Source organism: Acidovorax sp. FG27 (assembly GCF_040365715.1).
In the GTDB taxonomy this organism is placed as follows: domain Bacteria; phylum Pseudomonadota; class Gammaproteobacteria; order Burkholderiales; family Burkholderiaceae_C; genus Paracidovorax.
This window is the reverse complement of record NZ_BAABVY010000009.1, coordinates 1028527-1044050: the sequence shown is the minus strand read 5'-3', so window position 1 is coordinate 1044050 and position 15524 is coordinate 1028527. Positions and strand designations below refer to the sequence as shown.

16 protein-coding genes are annotated in these 15524 nt (G+C 69.5%); 10 read left to right on the top strand and 6 right to left on the bottom strand.

Annotated features, from left to right (window positions below; genetic code table 11):
* Positions 1–31 precede the first annotated feature (31 nt).
* The 4 genes from ABWV53_RS11710 to ABWV53_RS11695 form a co-directional block, all read right to left on the bottom strand.
* Positions 32–961 (bottom strand): 2OG-Fe(II) oxygenase, encoded by a 930-nt coding sequence (locus ABWV53_RS11710; RefSeq protein WP_353366016.1) that lies wholly within the window; start codon positions 959–961, stop codon positions 32–34.
* Positions 962–1013: 52 nt separating this feature from the next.
* On the bottom strand, positions 1014–1793 hold the full coding sequence (gene yaaA / locus ABWV53_RS11705) for a peroxide stress protein YaaA (RefSeq protein WP_353366014.1): 780 nt from the start codon (positions 1791–1793) through the stop codon (positions 1014–1016).
* Between the two features lie 176 nt (positions 1794–1969).
* Positions 1970–5308, bottom strand: coding sequence for an Rne/Rng family ribonuclease (locus ABWV53_RS11700; protein WP_353366012.1), 3339 nt, complete (start codon positions 5306–5308; stop codon positions 1970–1972).
* Positions 5309–5889: 581 nt separating this feature from the next.
* A complete protein-coding gene (locus ABWV53_RS11695; protein ID WP_353366010.1) occupies positions 5890–6036 on the bottom strand; it encodes a hypothetical protein in 147 nt (48 codons plus the stop codon).
* A gap of 9 nt (positions 6037–6045) precedes the next feature.
* On the opposite strand from ABWV53_RS11695, the gene ABWV53_RS11690 reads away from it, so the two are divergent.
* From ABWV53_RS11690 to ABWV53_RS11675, 4 genes are read left to right on the top strand one after another with little or no spacing between them, the layout of a single operon-like run.
* The gene (locus tag ABWV53_RS11690; RefSeq protein ID WP_353366008.1) at positions 6046–6921 is read left to right on the top strand and encodes an RluA family pseudouridine synthase; all 876 of its coding nucleotides are present in this window, start codon (positions 6046–6048) and stop codon (positions 6919–6921) included.
* Complete coding sequence (locus ABWV53_RS11685; protein WP_353366006.1) at positions 6921–7589, top strand: HAD family hydrolase; 669 nt, start codon at positions 6921–6923, stop codon at positions 7587–7589. Before ABWV53_RS11690 ends, ABWV53_RS11685 begins: the two co-directional genes overlap by 1 nt.
* Before the next feature lie 5 nt (positions 7590–7594).
* Positions 7595–8020, top strand: a complete 426-nt coding sequence (locus tag ABWV53_RS11680) for a Rieske (2Fe-2S) protein (RefSeq protein ID WP_353366004.1) — start codon at positions 7595–7597, stop codon at positions 8018–8020.
* 3 nt (positions 8021–8023) lie between these two features.
* Positions 8024–9064: a S49 family peptidase gene (locus tag ABWV53_RS11675; RefSeq protein WP_353366002.1), complete on the top strand. Its 1041-nt coding sequence runs from the start codon at positions 8024–8026 to the stop codon at positions 9062–9064.
* 193 nt (positions 9065–9257) lie between these two features.
* On the opposite strand, the gene ABWV53_RS11670 is transcribed toward ABWV53_RS11675, so the two are convergent.
* Together ABWV53_RS11670 and ABWV53_RS11665 are read right to left on the bottom strand one after the other, a co-directional pair.
* A complete protein-coding gene (locus tag ABWV53_RS11670; protein WP_353366000.1) occupies positions 9258–10049 on the bottom strand; it encodes an SAM-dependent methyltransferase in 792 nt (263 codons plus the stop codon).
* A complete protein-coding gene (locus tag ABWV53_RS11665) occupies positions 10046–10672 on the bottom strand; it encodes a Maf family nucleotide pyrophosphatase (RefSeq protein ID WP_353365998.1) in 627 nt (208 codons plus the stop codon). The genes ABWV53_RS11670 and ABWV53_RS11665 overlap by 4 nt, the downstream gene beginning before the upstream one ends.
* 25 nt (positions 10673–10697) lie before the next feature.
* On the opposite strand from ABWV53_RS11665, the gene ABWV53_RS11660 reads away from it, so the two are divergent.
* From ABWV53_RS11660 to fabG, 6 genes are all read left to right on the top strand, one after another.
* A complete protein-coding gene (locus ABWV53_RS11660) occupies positions 10698–11249 on the top strand; it encodes a YceD family protein (protein WP_353365996.1) in 552 nt (183 codons plus the stop codon).
* 127 nt (positions 11250–11376) lie between these two features.
* Entirely contained in the window at positions 11377–11559 is a 183-nt protein-coding gene (gene rpmF / locus ABWV53_RS11655) for a 50S ribosomal protein L32 (protein ID WP_353365994.1), read from the top strand.
* 123 nt (positions 11560–11682) lie between these two features.
* A complete protein-coding gene (gene plsX, locus ABWV53_RS11650; protein WP_353365992.1) occupies positions 11683–12735 on the top strand; it encodes a phosphate acyltransferase PlsX in 1053 nt (350 codons plus the stop codon).
* Positions 12735–13712, top strand: a complete 978-nt coding sequence (locus ABWV53_RS11645) for a beta-ketoacyl-ACP synthase III (RefSeq protein WP_353365990.1) — start codon at positions 12735–12737, stop codon at positions 13710–13712. Before plsX ends, ABWV53_RS11645 begins: the two co-directional genes overlap by 1 nt.
* A 59-nt stretch (positions 13713–13771) precedes the next feature.
* Entirely contained in the window at positions 13772–14725 is a 954-nt protein-coding gene (gene fabD, locus ABWV53_RS11640) for an ACP S-malonyltransferase (RefSeq protein ID WP_353365988.1), read from the top strand.
* On the top strand, positions 14722–15468 hold the full coding sequence (gene fabG / locus ABWV53_RS11635) for a 3-oxoacyl-ACP reductase FabG (protein WP_353365986.1): 747 nt from the start codon (positions 14722–14724) through the stop codon (positions 15466–15468). Before fabD ends, fabG begins: the two co-directional genes overlap by 4 nt.
* Positions 15469–15524: the final 56 nt, after the last annotated feature.

Below are 15524 nucleotides of genomic sequence, written 5' to 3'. Positions count from 1 at the left end.
CAAGCGCTGCAGCCCGATTTGATTCAAATTCTCAGTGAAACTCGCGCTCGCGCAGCCATTTGGTGGCGATCCACTTCTCGCCCGCCTCCACCGGCGCGCCGCCGTGCAGCGTGCGGGTGTCGGGCTGGGGCCGGGCGTAGCTGAAGAACACGGCGTTGCCCCGGCGTGGGGCGACTTCCAGGTGCACGTCGGGGAAGGTGGTGCCGCCGCCCCGCTCGGGGTCGTTCAGGTAGATGACCAGCGTGGCCAGGCGCTGGCCGCCGCGCCGCAGGATGGTCGGCGTGCCCGGCTCGGCCGGGTCGAAGTAGTCGTAGTGCGGCTTGTACTCGGCCCCGGGCCGGTAGTGCAGCACCTGCAGGCCCTCGCCGTTCTCCACCGGCCAGTTCAGCAGGCGGGCGATGCGCGCCTCCAGCCGGGTGACGACCTCGTTCTCGCCGCGCTGGAAGAACATGCCGTCGCTGGTGCGGTCGTCGTTCACTTCCTCGCCGCCGGTGCGCGTCGCCACCGTGAGCGACCGCGCCATGCGCGGCTCGGCTGCGGCGATGAGCGCCTCGCATTCCTCGGGCGAGAGCAGGTTGCCGAACAGCACGATGCGCGGCTCGGCCATGCGCATCAGCACGTCCACCTGCCGGTCGCCCACGTCGATGCGGGCGGGGGATTGGGCCAGGTCGGGCTCCGGCAGGCGCTGGCCGGCGGCGGCGCCCCGGGCGGCCGCATCGGCTGCGGGCGACGGAGCGGCGGCCGGACGCGGCGCCGGCACAGCCTGCTTGAGCGCATCGCCCAGCACCTGCCCCATGGCGTAGGCGGCCACCGATTCGTCCCAGCCGGCATCCAGCATCGACTGGAACACCACCGGGCCGCTGAAACCCGCCTGCGCCTGCTCGATGAGCCAGGCACGCAGCTCCGGCGTGACGGGTTGGTGGGTGGGAGGCTGGGCTTGGAGGCTCGAACGTTTCGGCATGGCGGTGGGACGTGCGTGCTGGGGGCGGGTGGAAGGAGGCGGGGCGTCTCGCTCAGTCGCCGGTCTTGCGGCGGAACACCAGGCGGTCGGCAGCGGAAGAGGCCGCGTGGAAAGCATAGCCTTCCGCGTCAAAACCCTCGAGCTGGCGCGGGGTTGCCACCCGGTGCTCGATGGCGTAGCGCGCCATCAGGCCGCGGGCGCGCTTGGCATGGAAGCTGATGATCTTGTAGCCGCCGCCCTTGAAGTCCTCGAACACGCACTCGATCACGCGCGCCTTGAGCGTCTTCAGGTCGACCGATTTGAAATATTCCTGCGACGCCAGGTTGACCACCACGGGCGTGGCGTCGGCCTGCAGGCGGGTGTTCAGGTGCTCGGCGATGCGCGAACCCCAGAACTGGTACAGGTTGGCGCCGCCCTCGGTGGGCAGGCGCGTGCCCATCTCCAGCCGATAGGGCTGCATGCGGTCCAGCGGCCGCAGCACGCCGTAGAGCCCGCTCAGGATGCCCAGGTGCTGCTGCGCCCAGGCCAGGTCGTCGGCGCTCAACGTGCGGGCCTGCAGGCCTTCGTACACGTCGCCGTTGAAGGCCAGCACCGCCTGGCGCGAGTTGGCGGCCGTGAACCGGGGTTTCCACGCGGCATACCGGCCCACGTTCAGCGCCGCCAGCGCGTCGCTGATGTGCATGAGCGAGGCGATCTGCTGCGGCGACTGGCGGCGCAGCACCTCGATGAGCCGCGCCGAGTCGGGCACGAAGGCAGGCAGGGTGTGCGGCAGGCCGGAGGGCAGCGGGGATTCGTAGTCCAGCGACTTGGCGGGAGACAGCAGGAACAGCATGGCGGTGGATCGAAAAAGGGTGGTGCGACGAGGCGGGCGAAGGGCGTGTGGCCGGGCTGAAATGGCTGCGGCCCATGACGGGCCGCAGGTGAAGGGGTCGGGCTTCACGGGCCCTTGCGCGGCGGGTGATGCGCTGCGGCGCCCGGGGCACCGCGCAGCGTATCACCCGGCGGCTGTCACGCCGTGGGCGGCTGTTGCTGCTCGAACGGCAGCTTCAGGTCGTTCAGGTCGCGGCGGGTTTCCACCAGCACCAGCGGGCCTTCGTCCACCACCACCACCGGCGGGCGCACGCGCGGCACATGCACCGGGCGGGGTTCGGCGGCCATGGCAGCCTGTGCCGCGGCGATCTTCTCGGCGTCGGAATTCACCCATTCCAGGCCGGAGCCTTGGGCGACCTCGATCAGCGCCTGCACGGGCAGGGCAAAGCCCTCCACGCGGGGCATGGCGGTGCCGGCCTGGACCGGGGCCGCCGGGACCGATGCAGCCACGGGCGCGGCCACGAGAGTGACCACTGGTGCTGCCACGGGGGCGGGCGCGGGTGCCACGGGCGCTGGTGCCACCGGGGCTGCAGCCGCGACCGCCGGTTCCGCCGGTGCGGCCTGCGTCACGGGCGCCGGCGCTGCGGGCACGCCCACCGGGGCGGCCGGTGCGGCAGGGGCCGTGGCGACGGGCGCTTCGGCAGCCGCTGCATTGAAGTAGCTGCGACGCGGCGCGTCCTGCGTGGCTTCCGCCGCAGGCGTCTGCGGCGCGAAGGCGGCGACGCCCTCTGCTGCGGCTACTGCTGCTCCTGCGGCTCCTGCTGCTGCCGGCATGCCCGCCTCGTCGCCCGGCTGGGCGTCGCGCGGTGCGCGGTCGGCGCGGTCGCGGCGGTCGCGGCCGTAGCGGTCGCGGGACCGGCGCTCGCGGCGCTGCTCCTCGCCACCGGCGGCCGGCACCGGCACGCCGTTGGCATCGACCGGCGTGGCCGGGCTGCTCAGGTCCAGGTCGGGCAGGGCCGCCATGGGCGAGGTTTCCACGAAGTCGGCCACGGGGGCGTCTTGGTCGGCGGTCTGCGGAGCACGCTCGCGGCCTTCGCCGCCGCGCTCGCCCCGGCCACCGCGTTCACGGCCTTCGCCGTTGCGCGGAGCGCGTTCGCCCCGGCCACCGCGTTCGCCGCGCTCGCCACGTTCACGGCCTTCGCCGTTGCGCGGAGCGCGCTCGCCGCGGGCCTCGCCCGCCGCCTCGTCCAGCGGAACGGCGTTCAGGGTGCCTTGCGGCAGGCCTTCTTCCGGCAGAACCGCCGGGTTGCTGCGGGGCTCGCCCCGGTCGCGGCCACCCCGGCCGTCGCGGCGGGCTTCGCCCTCGGGGCGCTCACCCCGGCTTTCACGTCCTTCACGGCTTTCGCGGCCACCCCGGCCTTCGCCGATCTCGCGTGGCGGGCGGCTTTCGCGGGCTTCACGGCCTTCGACCGAGCGTCCATCGCGGCCTTCACTGCGGTCGCCCCGTTCACCACGGCGGCCACCACGGCCTTCGCCCAGGCCGTTCGCGGCGCCCAGGCCGGCGGCGGCATCGCGCGGGCCGTTGCGCTCGCCACGGCGGCCACGGCCTTCGCCCCGGCCCTCGCCACGGCCTTCACCGCGGCCGTCGCGGCGGCCTTCGCCGCGCGGGCCGGCGCTGCCGGCGGCAGGCACGTGAGCGGGCGTCACCACGGGCGCCGCCACCGGTGCGGGCGGCGTCCCGAAGCCGAACAGACTCTTGAGCCAGGCGAAGAAGCCTTGCTCCTGCGCGACCGGCGCTGCGTGCACCGGCGCGGCGGCCGCAGCGGGGGCGGGCGTGGCGGCCGGGCGTGCGCCCTGGGCGGGATGGGGCTGCGCGGCGCCGGCGCGGGGCGGGCGTGCCGCGCCTTCGGGGCGGGGCTCCGCCACCGGGGCGGGCGCGTCGGGCAGCACGCCCTTGATGACCGGCGTCTGCTTGTTGGTGGGCTCCTGCGAGCGGCGGGTGACGGAGGTCGGGTTTTCCACCTCTTCGGCGAGCTTGTAGCTGGCCTCGATGTGGTCCAGGCGCGGGTCGTCGTGCTTCAGGCGCTCGAGCTTGTAGTTCGGCGTCTCCAGCGTCTTGTTGGGCACCATCAGCACGGCCACGCGCTGCTTGAGTTCGATCTTGGCGATCTCGGTGCGCTTTTCGTTCAGCAGGAACGAGGCCACGTCCACCGGCACCTGGCAGTGCACGGCGGCCGTGTTGTCCTTCATCGACTCTTCCTGAATGATCCGCAGGATCTGCAGGGCCGAGCTTTCCGTGTCGCGGATGTGGCCGGAGCCGCCACAGCGCGGGCAGGGGATCGAGGACCCTTCGGAGAGCGCCGGCTTCAGGCGCTGGCGGCTCATCTCCATCAGGCCGAACTTGCTGATCGTGCCGAACTGCACGCGGGCGCGGTCCTGGCGCAGCGCGTCGCGCAGGCGGTTCTCGACCTCGCGGCGGTTCTTCGACTCTTCCATGTCGATGAAGTCGATCACGATCAGGCCGCCCAGGTCGCGCAGGCGCATCTGGCGGGCCACTTCGTCGGCCGCTTCCAGGTTGGTGCGGGTGGCGGTTTCCTCGATGTCGCCGCCCTTGATGGCGCGGGCCGAGTTCACGTCCACCGACACCAGCGCTTCGGTGTGGTCGATCACGATGGCGCCGCCCGAAGGCAGGGTCACGGTGCGGGCATAGGCGGATTCGATCTGGTGCTCGATCTGGAAGCGGCTGAACAGGGCCGCGTCGTCGCGGTAGCGCTTCACGCGGGCGGCATGCTCGGGCATGACGTGCGCCATGAACTGGTGCGCCTGCTCGTAGATGTCGTCGGTGTCGATGAGGATGTCACCGATGTCGTTGTTGAAGTAGTCGCGGATGGCGCGGATGACGAGCGACGATTCCTGGTAGATCAGGAAGGCGCCCTTGCCGCCCTTGGCAGCGCCGTCGATGGCGGTCCAGAGCTTGAGCAGGTAGTTCAGGTCCCACTGCAGTTCGGGCGCCGAGCGGCCGATGCCGGCGGTGCGCGCGATGATCGACATGCCCTTGGGGTACTCGAGCTGGTCCATCGCCTCCTTGAGCTCGGCCCGGTCCTCGCCCTCGATGCGTCGCGAGACGCCACCACCACGGGGGTTGTTGGGCATCAGCACCACGTAGCGGCCGGCCAGCGACACGAAGGTGGTCAGGGCCGCGCCCTTGTTGCCGCGCTCTTCCTTCTCGACCTGCACCAGCAGTTCCTGGCCTTCGCGGATCACGTCGTTGATGCGCGCCTGGTTGGGCGAGACGCCCTCGGCGAAGTATTGGCGCGAGATTTCCTTGAATGGCAGGAAGCCGTGGCGGTCTTCGCCGTAGTCGACGAAGCAGGCCTCCAGGGACGGCTCCACGCGGGTGACGACCGCCTTGTAGATGTTGCCCTTGCGCTGTTCGCGCCCTTCGACCTCGATCTCGTAGTCCAGCAGCTTCTGGCCGTCGACGATGGCCAGGCGCCGTTCTTCGGGCTGCGTGGCGTTGATGAGCATCCGCTTCATGATGCGATTCCTTTTCGTTGTCGTTGCGGCGCGCCCGGCAGCAGTCGTCTGTGTGACTTCAACTGCGGGCCGCGCGGGCCGCGGATTTCCAAACCAATGACGGGCTCTGGAGGAGCCGTGACTGCCTGGACTGACGTATCGAAACGAAGAGAGGAATGGCCGGATGCCCCGCCACTGCCAAGCGGCTAGCTTCGCAGACGGGGTGGTGGCGCGTGGATGGGGGCGAGCCGGGCTGCGCAGGTGATCGCTATGAAAGGTATAGCGGACAGCGCTTGCCGGACGGGCGCTGCGGGCCTGTTGCGCGCCCACGCCAGAGGCTGGCGCCTCTGCCACAGGGTCACGATCCAGGCCAGCAATGCCCACATAGTTGTCGCTTCGATCCGCCGGCGTGCGGTGCCCGTGAGGGGCGGCCTGCCGGCTTGGGGATTCCGTATTCAGTGTTTCAATTTGTCAGCCTGCCGCGCGGCGTGTGGCTGCACAGGCATCCGGCCTGCAATCCGCGCACACGACGCCCGTGGGCAATCGACCTTCCTGCGCGGCTTGTCGGGCTGGGTGGACTAAACTCCAGACAAATCAACCACTTACACAACGTAGCGCAGGTGAAACACATTATAGGGGGCAAACCGGCCGCGGCCTTTGCGCCGGCCGCCCAGCCCGCCGCCGCCCGCACCGTCGAAGTCGACGCGGAATCCGCCGGCCAGCGGCTCGATAACTTCCTGATACGTCATTTGAAAGGCGTGCCCAAGACGCACGTCTACCGCATCATCCGTAGCGGCGAGGTGCGCATCAACAAGGGGCGCGCCAGCGCCGACACCCGGGTGGAAGCGGGCGACCAGGTGCGCCTGCCGCCGGTGCGCGTGTCCGACAAGGTGGCCGAGAAGGCCGAGCGCCCGGCGCCCGCGCGGGAATTTCCGGTGCTGCTCGAAGACGACTTCCTCGTCGCCATCGACAAGCCCGCCGGCACGGCCGTGCACGGCGGCAGCGGCGTGAGCTTCGGCGTGATCGAGCAGCTGCGCCAGGCGCGCCCGCAGGCGAAATTCCTGGAGCTGGTGCACCGGCTGGACCGAGAGACCTCCGGCATCCTGCTCGTGGCCAAGCGGCGCTCCGCGCTGGTGGCGCTGCAGGACCAGTTCCGCGAGCGCGAGACCGGCAAGACCTACCTGGCCCTGGTGGCCGGCACCTGGCCCGCCAACAGGAAGGTGATCGACACGCCGCTGCACAAGTACCTTCAGGCTGACGGCGAACGGCGCGTGCGCACCACCACGGCGGACGACCCGGACGGCATGCGGTCGATCACCCTGGTCAAGGTGCGATCGGTGCTGCCGCCGCGCCCCGGCCAGGGGCTGCCCGCCATGAGCCTGCTGGAAGTGACCATCAAGACCGGCCGCACCCACCAGATCCGCGTGCACCTGGCAAGCCAGGGCCACGGCATCGTGGGTGACGACAAGTACGGCGACTTCGACCTGAACCGCCGCCTGTACAAGCTCGGCATGAAGCGCATGTTCCTGCATGCATGGCGGCTACAGTTCAACCACCCGTCCACCGCCGAGCGCGTGGAACTGCACGCCGAGCTGCCCGCCGACTTGGCCGACTACGTTTCCGGAACCCCCTGATGCCCGCCTCCCGCCCCCGCCGCTTCGACCTGATCGCCTTCGATTGGGACGGCACCCTCTACGACTCCACCGCCATCATCGTGCGCTGCATCCAGGAAGCGGTGCGCGACGTGGGCGGCACCGTGCCCACCGACCAGCAGGCCGCCTGGGTGATCGGCATGAGCCTCATGCAGGCGCTGGCCCATGCCGCGCCCGACGTGCCACCCGACAAATACACCGAGCTCGGCAACCGCTACCGTTATCACTACTTCAAGCACCAGAACGACCTGAGCCTCTTCCCCGGCGTGCTGCCCCTGCTGGACGAGCTGCGCGCCCGCGGCCACCTGCTGGCCGTGGCCACCGGCAAGAACCGGCGCGGCCTGGACGAGGCACTGCACACCGTGCAGCTGCGCGGCGTGTTCGACGGCTCCCGCACGGCGGACGAGACCGCCGGCAAGCCGCACCCGCTGATGCTGCAGGAGCTGATGGCCGAGTTCGACGTGCCGCCCGAGCGCACACTGATGATCGGCGACACCACGCACGACCTGCAGATGGCGCTGTCGGCCGGCTGCGCCAGCGTGGGCGTGACCTACGGCGCGCATTCGGCGGACGGCTTCGCCGCGCTGCGGCCGTTGTTCGTCGCGAACTCCGTGCGCGAGCTGCACGACGGCCTGCTGCAGCACGGCTGAACGCCATGGCCGAAAGCCGCATCACCGGCCCGTCGCGCTCGCCCGATCCCGCTCACGAGCCGCCGGCTTCGCACGCCGTGCTCCTGTGCGTCTCGCAGGATCTGGCCGAGGGCGGCCGCGCCGTCGCATTCGACGTGCGGTTCCACGGCCAGGCCTGCCGCGCGTTCGCCGTGCGCTTCGGCGGCGGCGTGCACGCCTACCTGAACCGCTGCACCCATGTCCCGATGGAAATGGACTACCAGGAAGGCCGCTTCTTCGACGACACCGGCCAGTGGCTGTTGTGCGCAACCCACGGTGCGGCCTACCGGCCCGACACCGGCGCCTGCGCAGGTGGCCCGTGCCGGGGCGGACTGGTCAAAATCACACTGTCAGAGAGTGCCTCCCAGGTGCACTGGCATACTTCCCCTCACCTCCAACCCGCAGAGTCCTGATCCATGACCGATCCCACCCGCAACGACCCCTCGGGTTACGGGGACAATCCACCGCCAGCGCCCGACCTGTGGGCGCAGGCTGCTCCTGAAAAGGGAGCAAGAAAAGTGGCGGCGGAACGCCCCGGCTGGGAGCGTGACGTGCTGGAGAAACTGGTCTTCGCCACGCTGGCCGAGCAGCGCTCCGCACGCCGCTGGCGCATCTTCACGCGCCTGGCGTGGCTGGTGTTCGCCATCGCCATCGCCTGGCTGCTGCTGCAGCGCGACGCGGCCACGGTCAGCAAGTCCACGCCGCACACGGCCGTGGTCGACATCAAGGGCGAGATCGCCGCGGGCGCCGAAGCCAGCGCGGAGTTCGTCGTCGCCGCCATGCGCAGCGCGTTCGAGGACTCCGGCTCGCAGGCCGTGGTGCTGCTGATCAATTCGCCGGGCGGCAGCCCTGTGCAGGCCGGCATCATCAACGACGAGATCGTGCGGCTGAAGGCCAAGTACAACAAGCCGGTCTATGCCGTGGTGGAAGAAACCTGCGCCTCGGCCGCCTACTACATCGCCTCGGCGGCCGACGAGATCTTCGTCGACAAGGCCAGCATCGTCGGCAGCATCGGCGTGCTGATGGACGGCTTCGGCTTCACCGGCACCATGGAAAAGCTGGGCGTGGAGCGCCGCCTGATCACCGCCGGCGAGAACAAGGGCTTTCTCGACCCCTTCAGCCCGCAGACGGAAAAGCAGCGTGCCTTCGCGCAGCAGATGCTCGACCAGATCCATCAGCAATTCATCGCCGTGGTCAAGGCCGGCCGGGGCGACCGCCTGAAGATCAACGACGAAACCTTCAGCGGCCTCTTCTGGACGGGCCAGCAGGCGGTGGACATGGGCCTGGCCGACAAGCTGGGCAACCTGGACTACGTCGCCCGCGAGGTGGTCAAGGCCGAGGAGGTGATCGACTACACCCGCCGCGACAACGTGGCCGAGCGGCTGGTGAAGAAGTTCGGCGCCGCGGTGGGCGAGACCGCCGTGCATGCGCTGAAGACTGCGCCTGCGATCCGCTGAGAAAGAGCATCTGGGGCCCGGGCGCCGGAGCCCGATCCCTCCCGATGAGCGTGGGGCCTGCGAGGGCCCCACGCTTTTTTTATGGCATCACACGGCCGGATTCATCATCAAAACCGCCTCTGGCGCTGATGGATCAAGCGGTTATAGCTATTATTAACATAGCAAACGCCTTGGGAAGGGGCGGGTGTTCGCATCACCGCCCGATCAGGAACACCGCCGGCGTGCGGTTGTCCGGCGCTTCGTTCTGCTGGCGCCACTGCCGCACCAGCCGGCTGTCGGTGCGCGCCGTCTGCAGCGTCAGGCCGCTGGCGATGGCCAGCCGCGTGTTCGGCTGCAGCGTCTGCAGCAGCGCCTGCCACAGGGCGGCGTTGCGATACGGCGTTTCGATGAAGAGCTGGGTCTGGCCCTGCTTGAGCGCCAGCGATTCCAGCTCGCGGATGCGGTGGGCGCGCTCGCCCCCGTCCTGCGGCAGGTAGCCCGTGAACGCGAAGCCCTGGCCGTTGAGCCCGCTGGCGGCCAGCGCCAGCAGCAGCGACACCGGGCCCACCAGCGGCACCACGCGCAGGCCCAGGTCGTGCGCGGCCCGCACCACGGAGGCGCCCGGGTCCGCCACCGCGGGCATGCCGGCTTCGCTGACCAGGCCGATGTCGTGGCCGGCCAGCGCCTCGGCCAGCAGCGGGCGCGCGTCGAACGCGACATGGCCCGCACCGCCGTGGTCGCCCTTCTTGTGGACCGCGCGTGGCAGCTCGGTGATGTGCTGCGCCTGCAGCGGGGCGGCGAGCGGGTGCACCGCGTCCACGCGTTTCAGATACGCGCGTGTGCTCTTGGCGTTCTCGCAGATCCAGCGGGTGAGGCTTGCGGCGGCGCGCAGCGTGCCGTCCGGCAGCGCGGCGGCCAGGTCGGCCTGGGTGTCGCAGCCGAAATCGAGCGGCGCGGGCACCAGGTACAGCGTGCCGCGCGGGGCGGGGTGGGGCGCGGCGCTCATGGCAGCACCAACCCGGCGGCACGCAGCAGGCGGCAGGTGCGGATCAGCGGCAGGCCGATCAGCGCGGTGGGGTCGTCGCTGTGGATGGCGTCCAGCAGCGCGATGCCCAGGCCCTCGCTCTTCGCGCTGCCGGCGCAGTCGTAGGGCTGCTCGGCGCGCAGATAGCGTTCGATCTCGGCGTCGCCCAGGTCGCGGAACCGCACTTCGACGGCAGCCAGCTCGACCTGTTCGAACCCGGTGGCCTGGCAGACCACCGCCACGGCGGTCTGGAAGACGACGGTCTGGCCGCGCATCTGCCGCAACTGGGCCGTGGCGCGCTCGTGGCTGCCGGGCTTGCCCAGCGGCTGGCCGCCCAGGTCGGCCACCTGGTCGGAGCCGATCACGATGGCCTGCGGGTGCCGGGCGGCCACCGCGTGGGCCTTGGCAAGCGCCAGGCGCAGCGCCAGGTCGCGCGGCGCCTCGCCCGGCTGGGGGGTTTCGTCCACGTCGGGCGCAGCCACGTCGAAGGCAAGGGCGAGCCGGCCCAGCAACTCGCGGCGGTAGCGCGAGGTGGAGCCGAGGATGAGCGGACGGGGCGCTGCGGGAGCGGAAGCGGGGCTGGAAACAGGGCGGGAATCGGGCATGCGGCGATTCTCTTACACTGCATGCATGACCAAGGAATACTCTCCTGACCGGCTGGATGTGAAGGCCTTCGCCCAGGCGGGCGGCCATCTGTCGCGCCAGGATTCGCTATTGAAATACGAGCGCCTGGCCAGCGAGGCGCAAGGCCTGCACCCCGATCTGCTGGTGAGTTGGGAGGCCGACGGCGACGTGCGCTCCACCCACGGCATCGAAGGCCAGGTGTGGCTGCACCTGAAGGCCCATGCCACGGTGCCGATGACCTGCCAGCGCTGCCTGGCGCCCGTGGACATTCCGCTCGAGGTGGACCGCGAGTTCCGCTTCGTGGCCGACGAGGCCACCGCCGAGGCGCTGGACGACGAGAGCGAGGAAGACCTGCTGGCGATGAGCCGCGAGTTCGCCCTGCGCGAGCTGATCGAGGACGAGCTGCTGATGGCGCTGCCCGTGGTGCCCCGGCACGAGGTGTGCCCCACGCCCGTCACCATGGCCTCGAGCGACGAAGACTTCGAGGAAGCCAGCGCGCAGAAGCCCAATCCGTTCGCGGCCCTGGCGGCTCTGCGCAACACCAAGGACGGCGGCTGACCAAGCCCCCTGGCAGTGCAAATGTCGAATCAGCTATAATCGAGGGCTTCGCGCGAATCCCCTCGTGTCTTTTTATGGGCTGGGTCGCGTTTTTACCAACCCTTCATTCAAGACTCAGGAGCCCACCATGGCTGTTCAGCAAAACAAGAAATCTCCTTCCAAGCGCGGCATGCACCGCTCGCACAACGCGCTGACCACGCCAGGTACGGCTGTCGAAGCCACCACCGGCGAAACGCACCTGCGCCACCACATCAGCCCCAACGGTTTCTACCGTGGCCGCCAGGTGCTGAAGAACAAGTCCGAAGCCTGATCCGGCTCGAGCTTCCGATCCGGCCGCTGAGGCCCGTTGCTACATCATTCGTAGCGCGGGCCTTTCTTTTTTCCGTCGTTCATTCACTCCATCGGGCCGCGTCGCGGCCCAGACAAGTCGCCCATGATCACACTGGCTGTTGACTGCATGGGGGGCGATCACGGCCCCAGCGTCACCCTCGCGGCCTGCCGCCATTTCCTCGAACAACACGCCGACGCCCGCTTGCTGCTGGTGGGCACGGCAGACGGCGTCAAGGGCCTGGTGCACGATCGCGCCTCGGCCGTCCTGGCGACCGAGGTGGTGGCCATGGACGACCCGGTCGAGGTCGCATTGCGCCGCAAGAAGGATTCGTCCATGCGCGTGGCCATCCAGCAGGTCAAGGATGGCGCCGCGCAGGCGGCCGTATCAGCGGGCAATACCGGCGCGCTGATGGCCATCGCCCGCTATCTGCTCAAGACGCTGGACGGCATCGACCGGCCCGCCATCGCCACGCAGATGCCCAACGACAAGGGTGGTGCCACCACCGTGCTGGACCTGGGCGCCAACGTGGACTGCTCGGCCCAACACCTGCTGCAGTTCGCCGTCATGGGCTCCGCGCTGGTGTCGGCATTGCAAGAGGGTGGCGAGCCTTCGGTGGGCCTGCTCAACATTGGCGAAGAAGTCATCAAGGGCAGCGAAGTCATCAAGAAAGCTGGCGAACTGCTGCGAACAGCGGGCAAAACCGGCGATCTGAATTTCTATGGCAACGTCGAAGGAAACGACATCTTCAAGGGCGTGGTGGACATCGTCGTCTGTGACGGTTTCGTGGGCAATGTGGCGCTCAAGGCCAGCGAGGGCGTGGCGTCGATGATCGTCGGCGGGTTGAAGCAGGAATTCAAGCGCAACGCCTTGACCAAACTTGCCGCCATCGTTGCCTATCCGGTGCTATCTGCGCTCATGAAGCGCATGGATCACCGGCGTTACAACGGCGCGGCACTTTTGGGGCTGCGCGGGCTGGTGTTCAAGAGCCACGGATCGGCCGACGCCATGGCCTTCGAGCAGGCTTTGAACCGGGCGTATGATGCAGCCCGCAACAACCTGCTCGACCGCGTCCGGACGCGGGTGGCGCATGCAGCGCCACTTCTGGCCCCTGCCGACACGCTGCCAGCGCCCGGGACGGCCGCGGCCACACTTTGATGAGACGTTACTCCCGTATCACAGGCACCGGCAGCTGCCTGCCTCCACGCCGTCTGTCCAACGACGATCTGGTCGCGGAACTGGCCGGGCGGGGCATCGAAACCTCCAACGAATGGATCGTGGAACGCACCGGCATCCGGGCGCGCCACTTCGCCGCGCCTGATGTCTCCAGCAGCGACCTGGCGCTCGAGGCCTCGCGCCGCGCCATCGACGCGGCCGGCCTGCAGGCCAGCGACATCGACCTCATCATCGTCGCCACGTCCACGCCGGACATGGTGTTTCCTTCCACCGCGTGCATCCTGCAGAACAAGCTGGGCGCCAATGGCTGCGCGGCTTTCGACGTGCAGGCGGTATGCAGCGGCTTCGTCTACGCGCTGGCGGTGGCCGATTCCATGATCCAGTCCGGCGCCGCCAGCCGGGCGCTGGTGGTGGGCGCGGAAGTGTTCAGCCGCATCCTCGACTTCAACGACCGCACCACCTGCGTGCTGTTCGGCGACGGCGCGGGCGCGGTGGTGCTGCAGGCGTCCGAGCAGCCGGGCATCCTGTCCAGCGACCTGCACGCCGACGGCAGTCACGTGGGCATCCTGTGCGTGCCGGGCAATGTGGCGGGCGGCCAGGTCCTGGGCGATCCGCTGCTCAAGATGGACGGCCAGGCGGTCTTCAAGCTGGCCGTGGGCGTGCTCGAGAAAGCCGCGCGCGCCACGCTGGACAAGGCGGGCCTGACCGAGGCCGACATCGACTGGCTGATTCCGCACCAGGCCAACATCCGCATCATGCAGAGCACGGCCCGCAAGCTGAAGCTGTCCATGGACAAGGTGATCGTCACGGTGGACCAGCACGGCAACACGTCGGCGGCTTCCATTCCGCTGGCGCTGGACCACGGCGTGCGTTCGGGGCAGGTCCAGCCTGGCCAGACGGTGTTGCTCGAAGGGGTGGGCGGCGGCTTCACCTGGGGTGCTGTGCTATTGAAAATGTAGCATCAAGTGCTTGAATGACGGGCGCTTGAGCCACTTTCCCTATTGAACTCTAAGTGAACATGTCGAAGTCTTTTGCATTCGTGTTTCCTGGCCAGGGCTCGCAGTCCGTGGGCATGCTGGATGGCTGGGGCGACCACCCGGCCGTCCTCCAGACGCTCCAGGAGGCCTCCGACGCCCTGGGCGAAGATGTCGCCCGGCTGATCCATGAAGGCCCCAAGGAAGCCCTGGGCCTGACCACCAACACCCAGCCGGTGATGCTCGTCGCCGCCATCGCGGCCTGGCGAGCCTGGCGGGCCGAGGGCGGGCCTGAGCCCGTCGCCCTGGCCGGGCATTCACTGGGTGAATACTCCGCGCTGGTCGCCGCCGAGGTGCTGACCCTGGCACAGGCCGCACCCCTGGTGCGCCTGCGCGCCGCCGCCATGCAGGAGGCCGTGCCCGTGGGCGTGGGCGCGATGGCCGCCATCCTGGGCATGGATGCCACGCGCGTGATCGCCGGCTGCGCCGAGGCGGCGGGCACCTTCGATCCCGCGTCCGGCGAAGTGGTCGAGGCCGTCAATTTCAACGACCCCGCCCAGACCGTCATTGCCGGCACCAAGGCCGGTGTCGACAAGGCCTGCGAGCTGCTCAAGGCCGCGGGCGCCAAGCGTGCATTGCCGCTGCCGGTGTCGGCGCCTTTCCATTCCAGCCTGATGAAGCCGGCGGCCGACAAGCTGCGGGCCGCGCTGGCCGATCTGCCGCTGGCCGCGCCCCGCATTCCGGTCGTCAACAACATCGACGTCGCGGTGCAGGGCGATGCCGACGCCATCCGCGATGCGCTCTACCGCCAGGCCTTCGGCCCGGTGCGCTGGGTGGAGTGCGTGCAGGCGCTGAAGGCTCGCGGCGTCACCCACATCGTCGAGTGCGGCCCGGGCAAGGTGCTGGCCGGCCTGACCAAGCGCATCGACCCCGAACTGGTCGGCGTACCCCTCCATGACCCGGCCACGCTGGCCGAAACCCGAGATCTCCTGACATGAGCGATTCCCAAGCATCCACTCCCCACATCGCGCTGGTGACCGGCGCCACCCGCGGCATCGGCGCGGCCATCGCGGCCGAACTGGCCGGCCGGGGCCTGCGCGTGATCGGCACGGCCACCACCGACGACGGCGCGGCCCGCATCCAGGCCGCGTTGGGCCCGCAGGGCGGCAAGGGCGTGGCGTTGAACGTCACCGACGGCGCGGCCGTCGACGCGCTGATCGACGCCATCGTCAAGGAGTACGGCGGCCTGCACGTGCTGGTCAACAACGCCGGCATCACCCGCGACACCCTGGCCATGCGCATGAAGGACGACGACTGGGACGCGGTGGTGGACACCAACCTCAAGGCCGTCTTCCGCTGCAGCCGCGCCGCCATCCGCCCGATGATGAAGCAGCGCTTCGGCCGCATCATCAGCATCACCAGCGTGGTGGGCGCCTCCGGCAATCCGGGCCAGGCCAACTACGCCGCCTCCAAGGCCGGCGTGGCCGGCATGACACGCGCGCTGGCGCGTGAGCTGGGCAGCCGCGGCATCACGGTCAACTGCGTGGCGCCGGGTTTCATCGACACCGACATGACCGCCAAACTGCCGGAAGAGCAGCAAAAGGCGCTGCTGTCGCAGATCGCCCTGGGCCACCTGGGCCGCCCGGCGGACATCGCCCATGCGGTCGCTTACCTGGCTTCTGCAGGCGCCGGCTACGTGACGGGGCAGGAATTGCACGTCAATGGCGGCATGTACATGTAATTGACGATAGTTGGCGCCGTATTTCCGTGCGGCGGGCCGCCGAGGGGACCGATCCC

What these genes read in the sequence shown, in the direction of transcription:
- ABWV53_RS11710 (WP_353366016.1), bottom strand. Translation starts at nt 961, where the DNA reads ATGCCGAAACGTTCGAGCCTCCAAGCCCAGCCTCCCACCCACCAACCC.
- yaaA (WP_353366014.1), bottom strand. Translation starts at nt 1,793, where the DNA reads ATGCTGTTCCTGCTGTCTCCCGCCAAGTCGCTGGACTACGAATCCCCG.
- ABWV53_RS11700 (WP_353366012.1), bottom strand. Translation starts at nt 5,308, where the DNA reads ATGAAGCGGATGCTCATCAACGCCACGCAGCCCGAAGAACGGCGCCTG.
- ABWV53_RS11695 (WP_353366010.1), bottom strand. Translation starts at nt 6,036, where the DNA reads ATGACGTATCAGGAAGTTATCGAGCCGCTGGCCGGCGGATTCCGCGTC.
- ABWV53_RS11685 (WP_353366006.1), top strand. Translation starts at nt 6,921, where the DNA reads ATGCCCGCCTCCCGCCCCCGCCGCTTCGACCTGATCGCCTTCGATTGG.
- ABWV53_RS11680 (WP_353366004.1), top strand. Translation starts at nt 7,595, where the DNA reads ATGGCCGAAAGCCGCATCACCGGCCCGTCGCGCTCGCCCGATCCCGCT.
- ABWV53_RS11675 (WP_353366002.1), top strand. Translation starts at nt 8,024, where the DNA reads ATGACCGATCCCACCCGCAACGACCCCTCGGGTTACGGGGACAATCCA.
- ABWV53_RS11670 (WP_353366000.1), bottom strand. Translation starts at nt 10,049, where the DNA reads ATGAGCGCCGCGCCCCACCCCGCCCCGCGCGGCACGCTGTACCTGGTG.
- ABWV53_RS11665 (WP_353365998.1), bottom strand. Translation starts at nt 10,672, where the DNA reads ATGCCCGATTCCCGCCCTGTTTCCAGCCCCGCTTCCGCTCCCGCAGCG.
- ABWV53_RS11660 (WP_353365996.1), top strand. Translation starts at nt 10,698, where the DNA reads ATGACCAAGGAATACTCTCCTGACCGGCTGGATGTGAAGGCCTTCGCC.
- rpmF (WP_353365994.1), top strand. Translation starts at nt 11,377, where the DNA reads ATGGCTGTTCAGCAAAACAAGAAATCTCCTTCCAAGCGCGGCATGCAC.
- plsX (WP_353365992.1), top strand. Translation starts at nt 11,683, where the DNA reads ATGATCACACTGGCTGTTGACTGCATGGGGGGCGATCACGGCCCCAGC.
- ABWV53_RS11645 (WP_353365990.1), top strand. Translation starts at nt 12,735, where the DNA reads ATGAGACGTTACTCCCGTATCACAGGCACCGGCAGCTGCCTGCCTCCA.
- fabD (WP_353365988.1), top strand. Translation starts at nt 13,772, where the DNA reads ATGTCGAAGTCTTTTGCATTCGTGTTTCCTGGCCAGGGCTCGCAGTCC.
- fabG (WP_353365986.1), top strand. Translation starts at nt 14,722, where the DNA reads ATGAGCGATTCCCAAGCATCCACTCCCCACATCGCGCTGGTGACCGGC.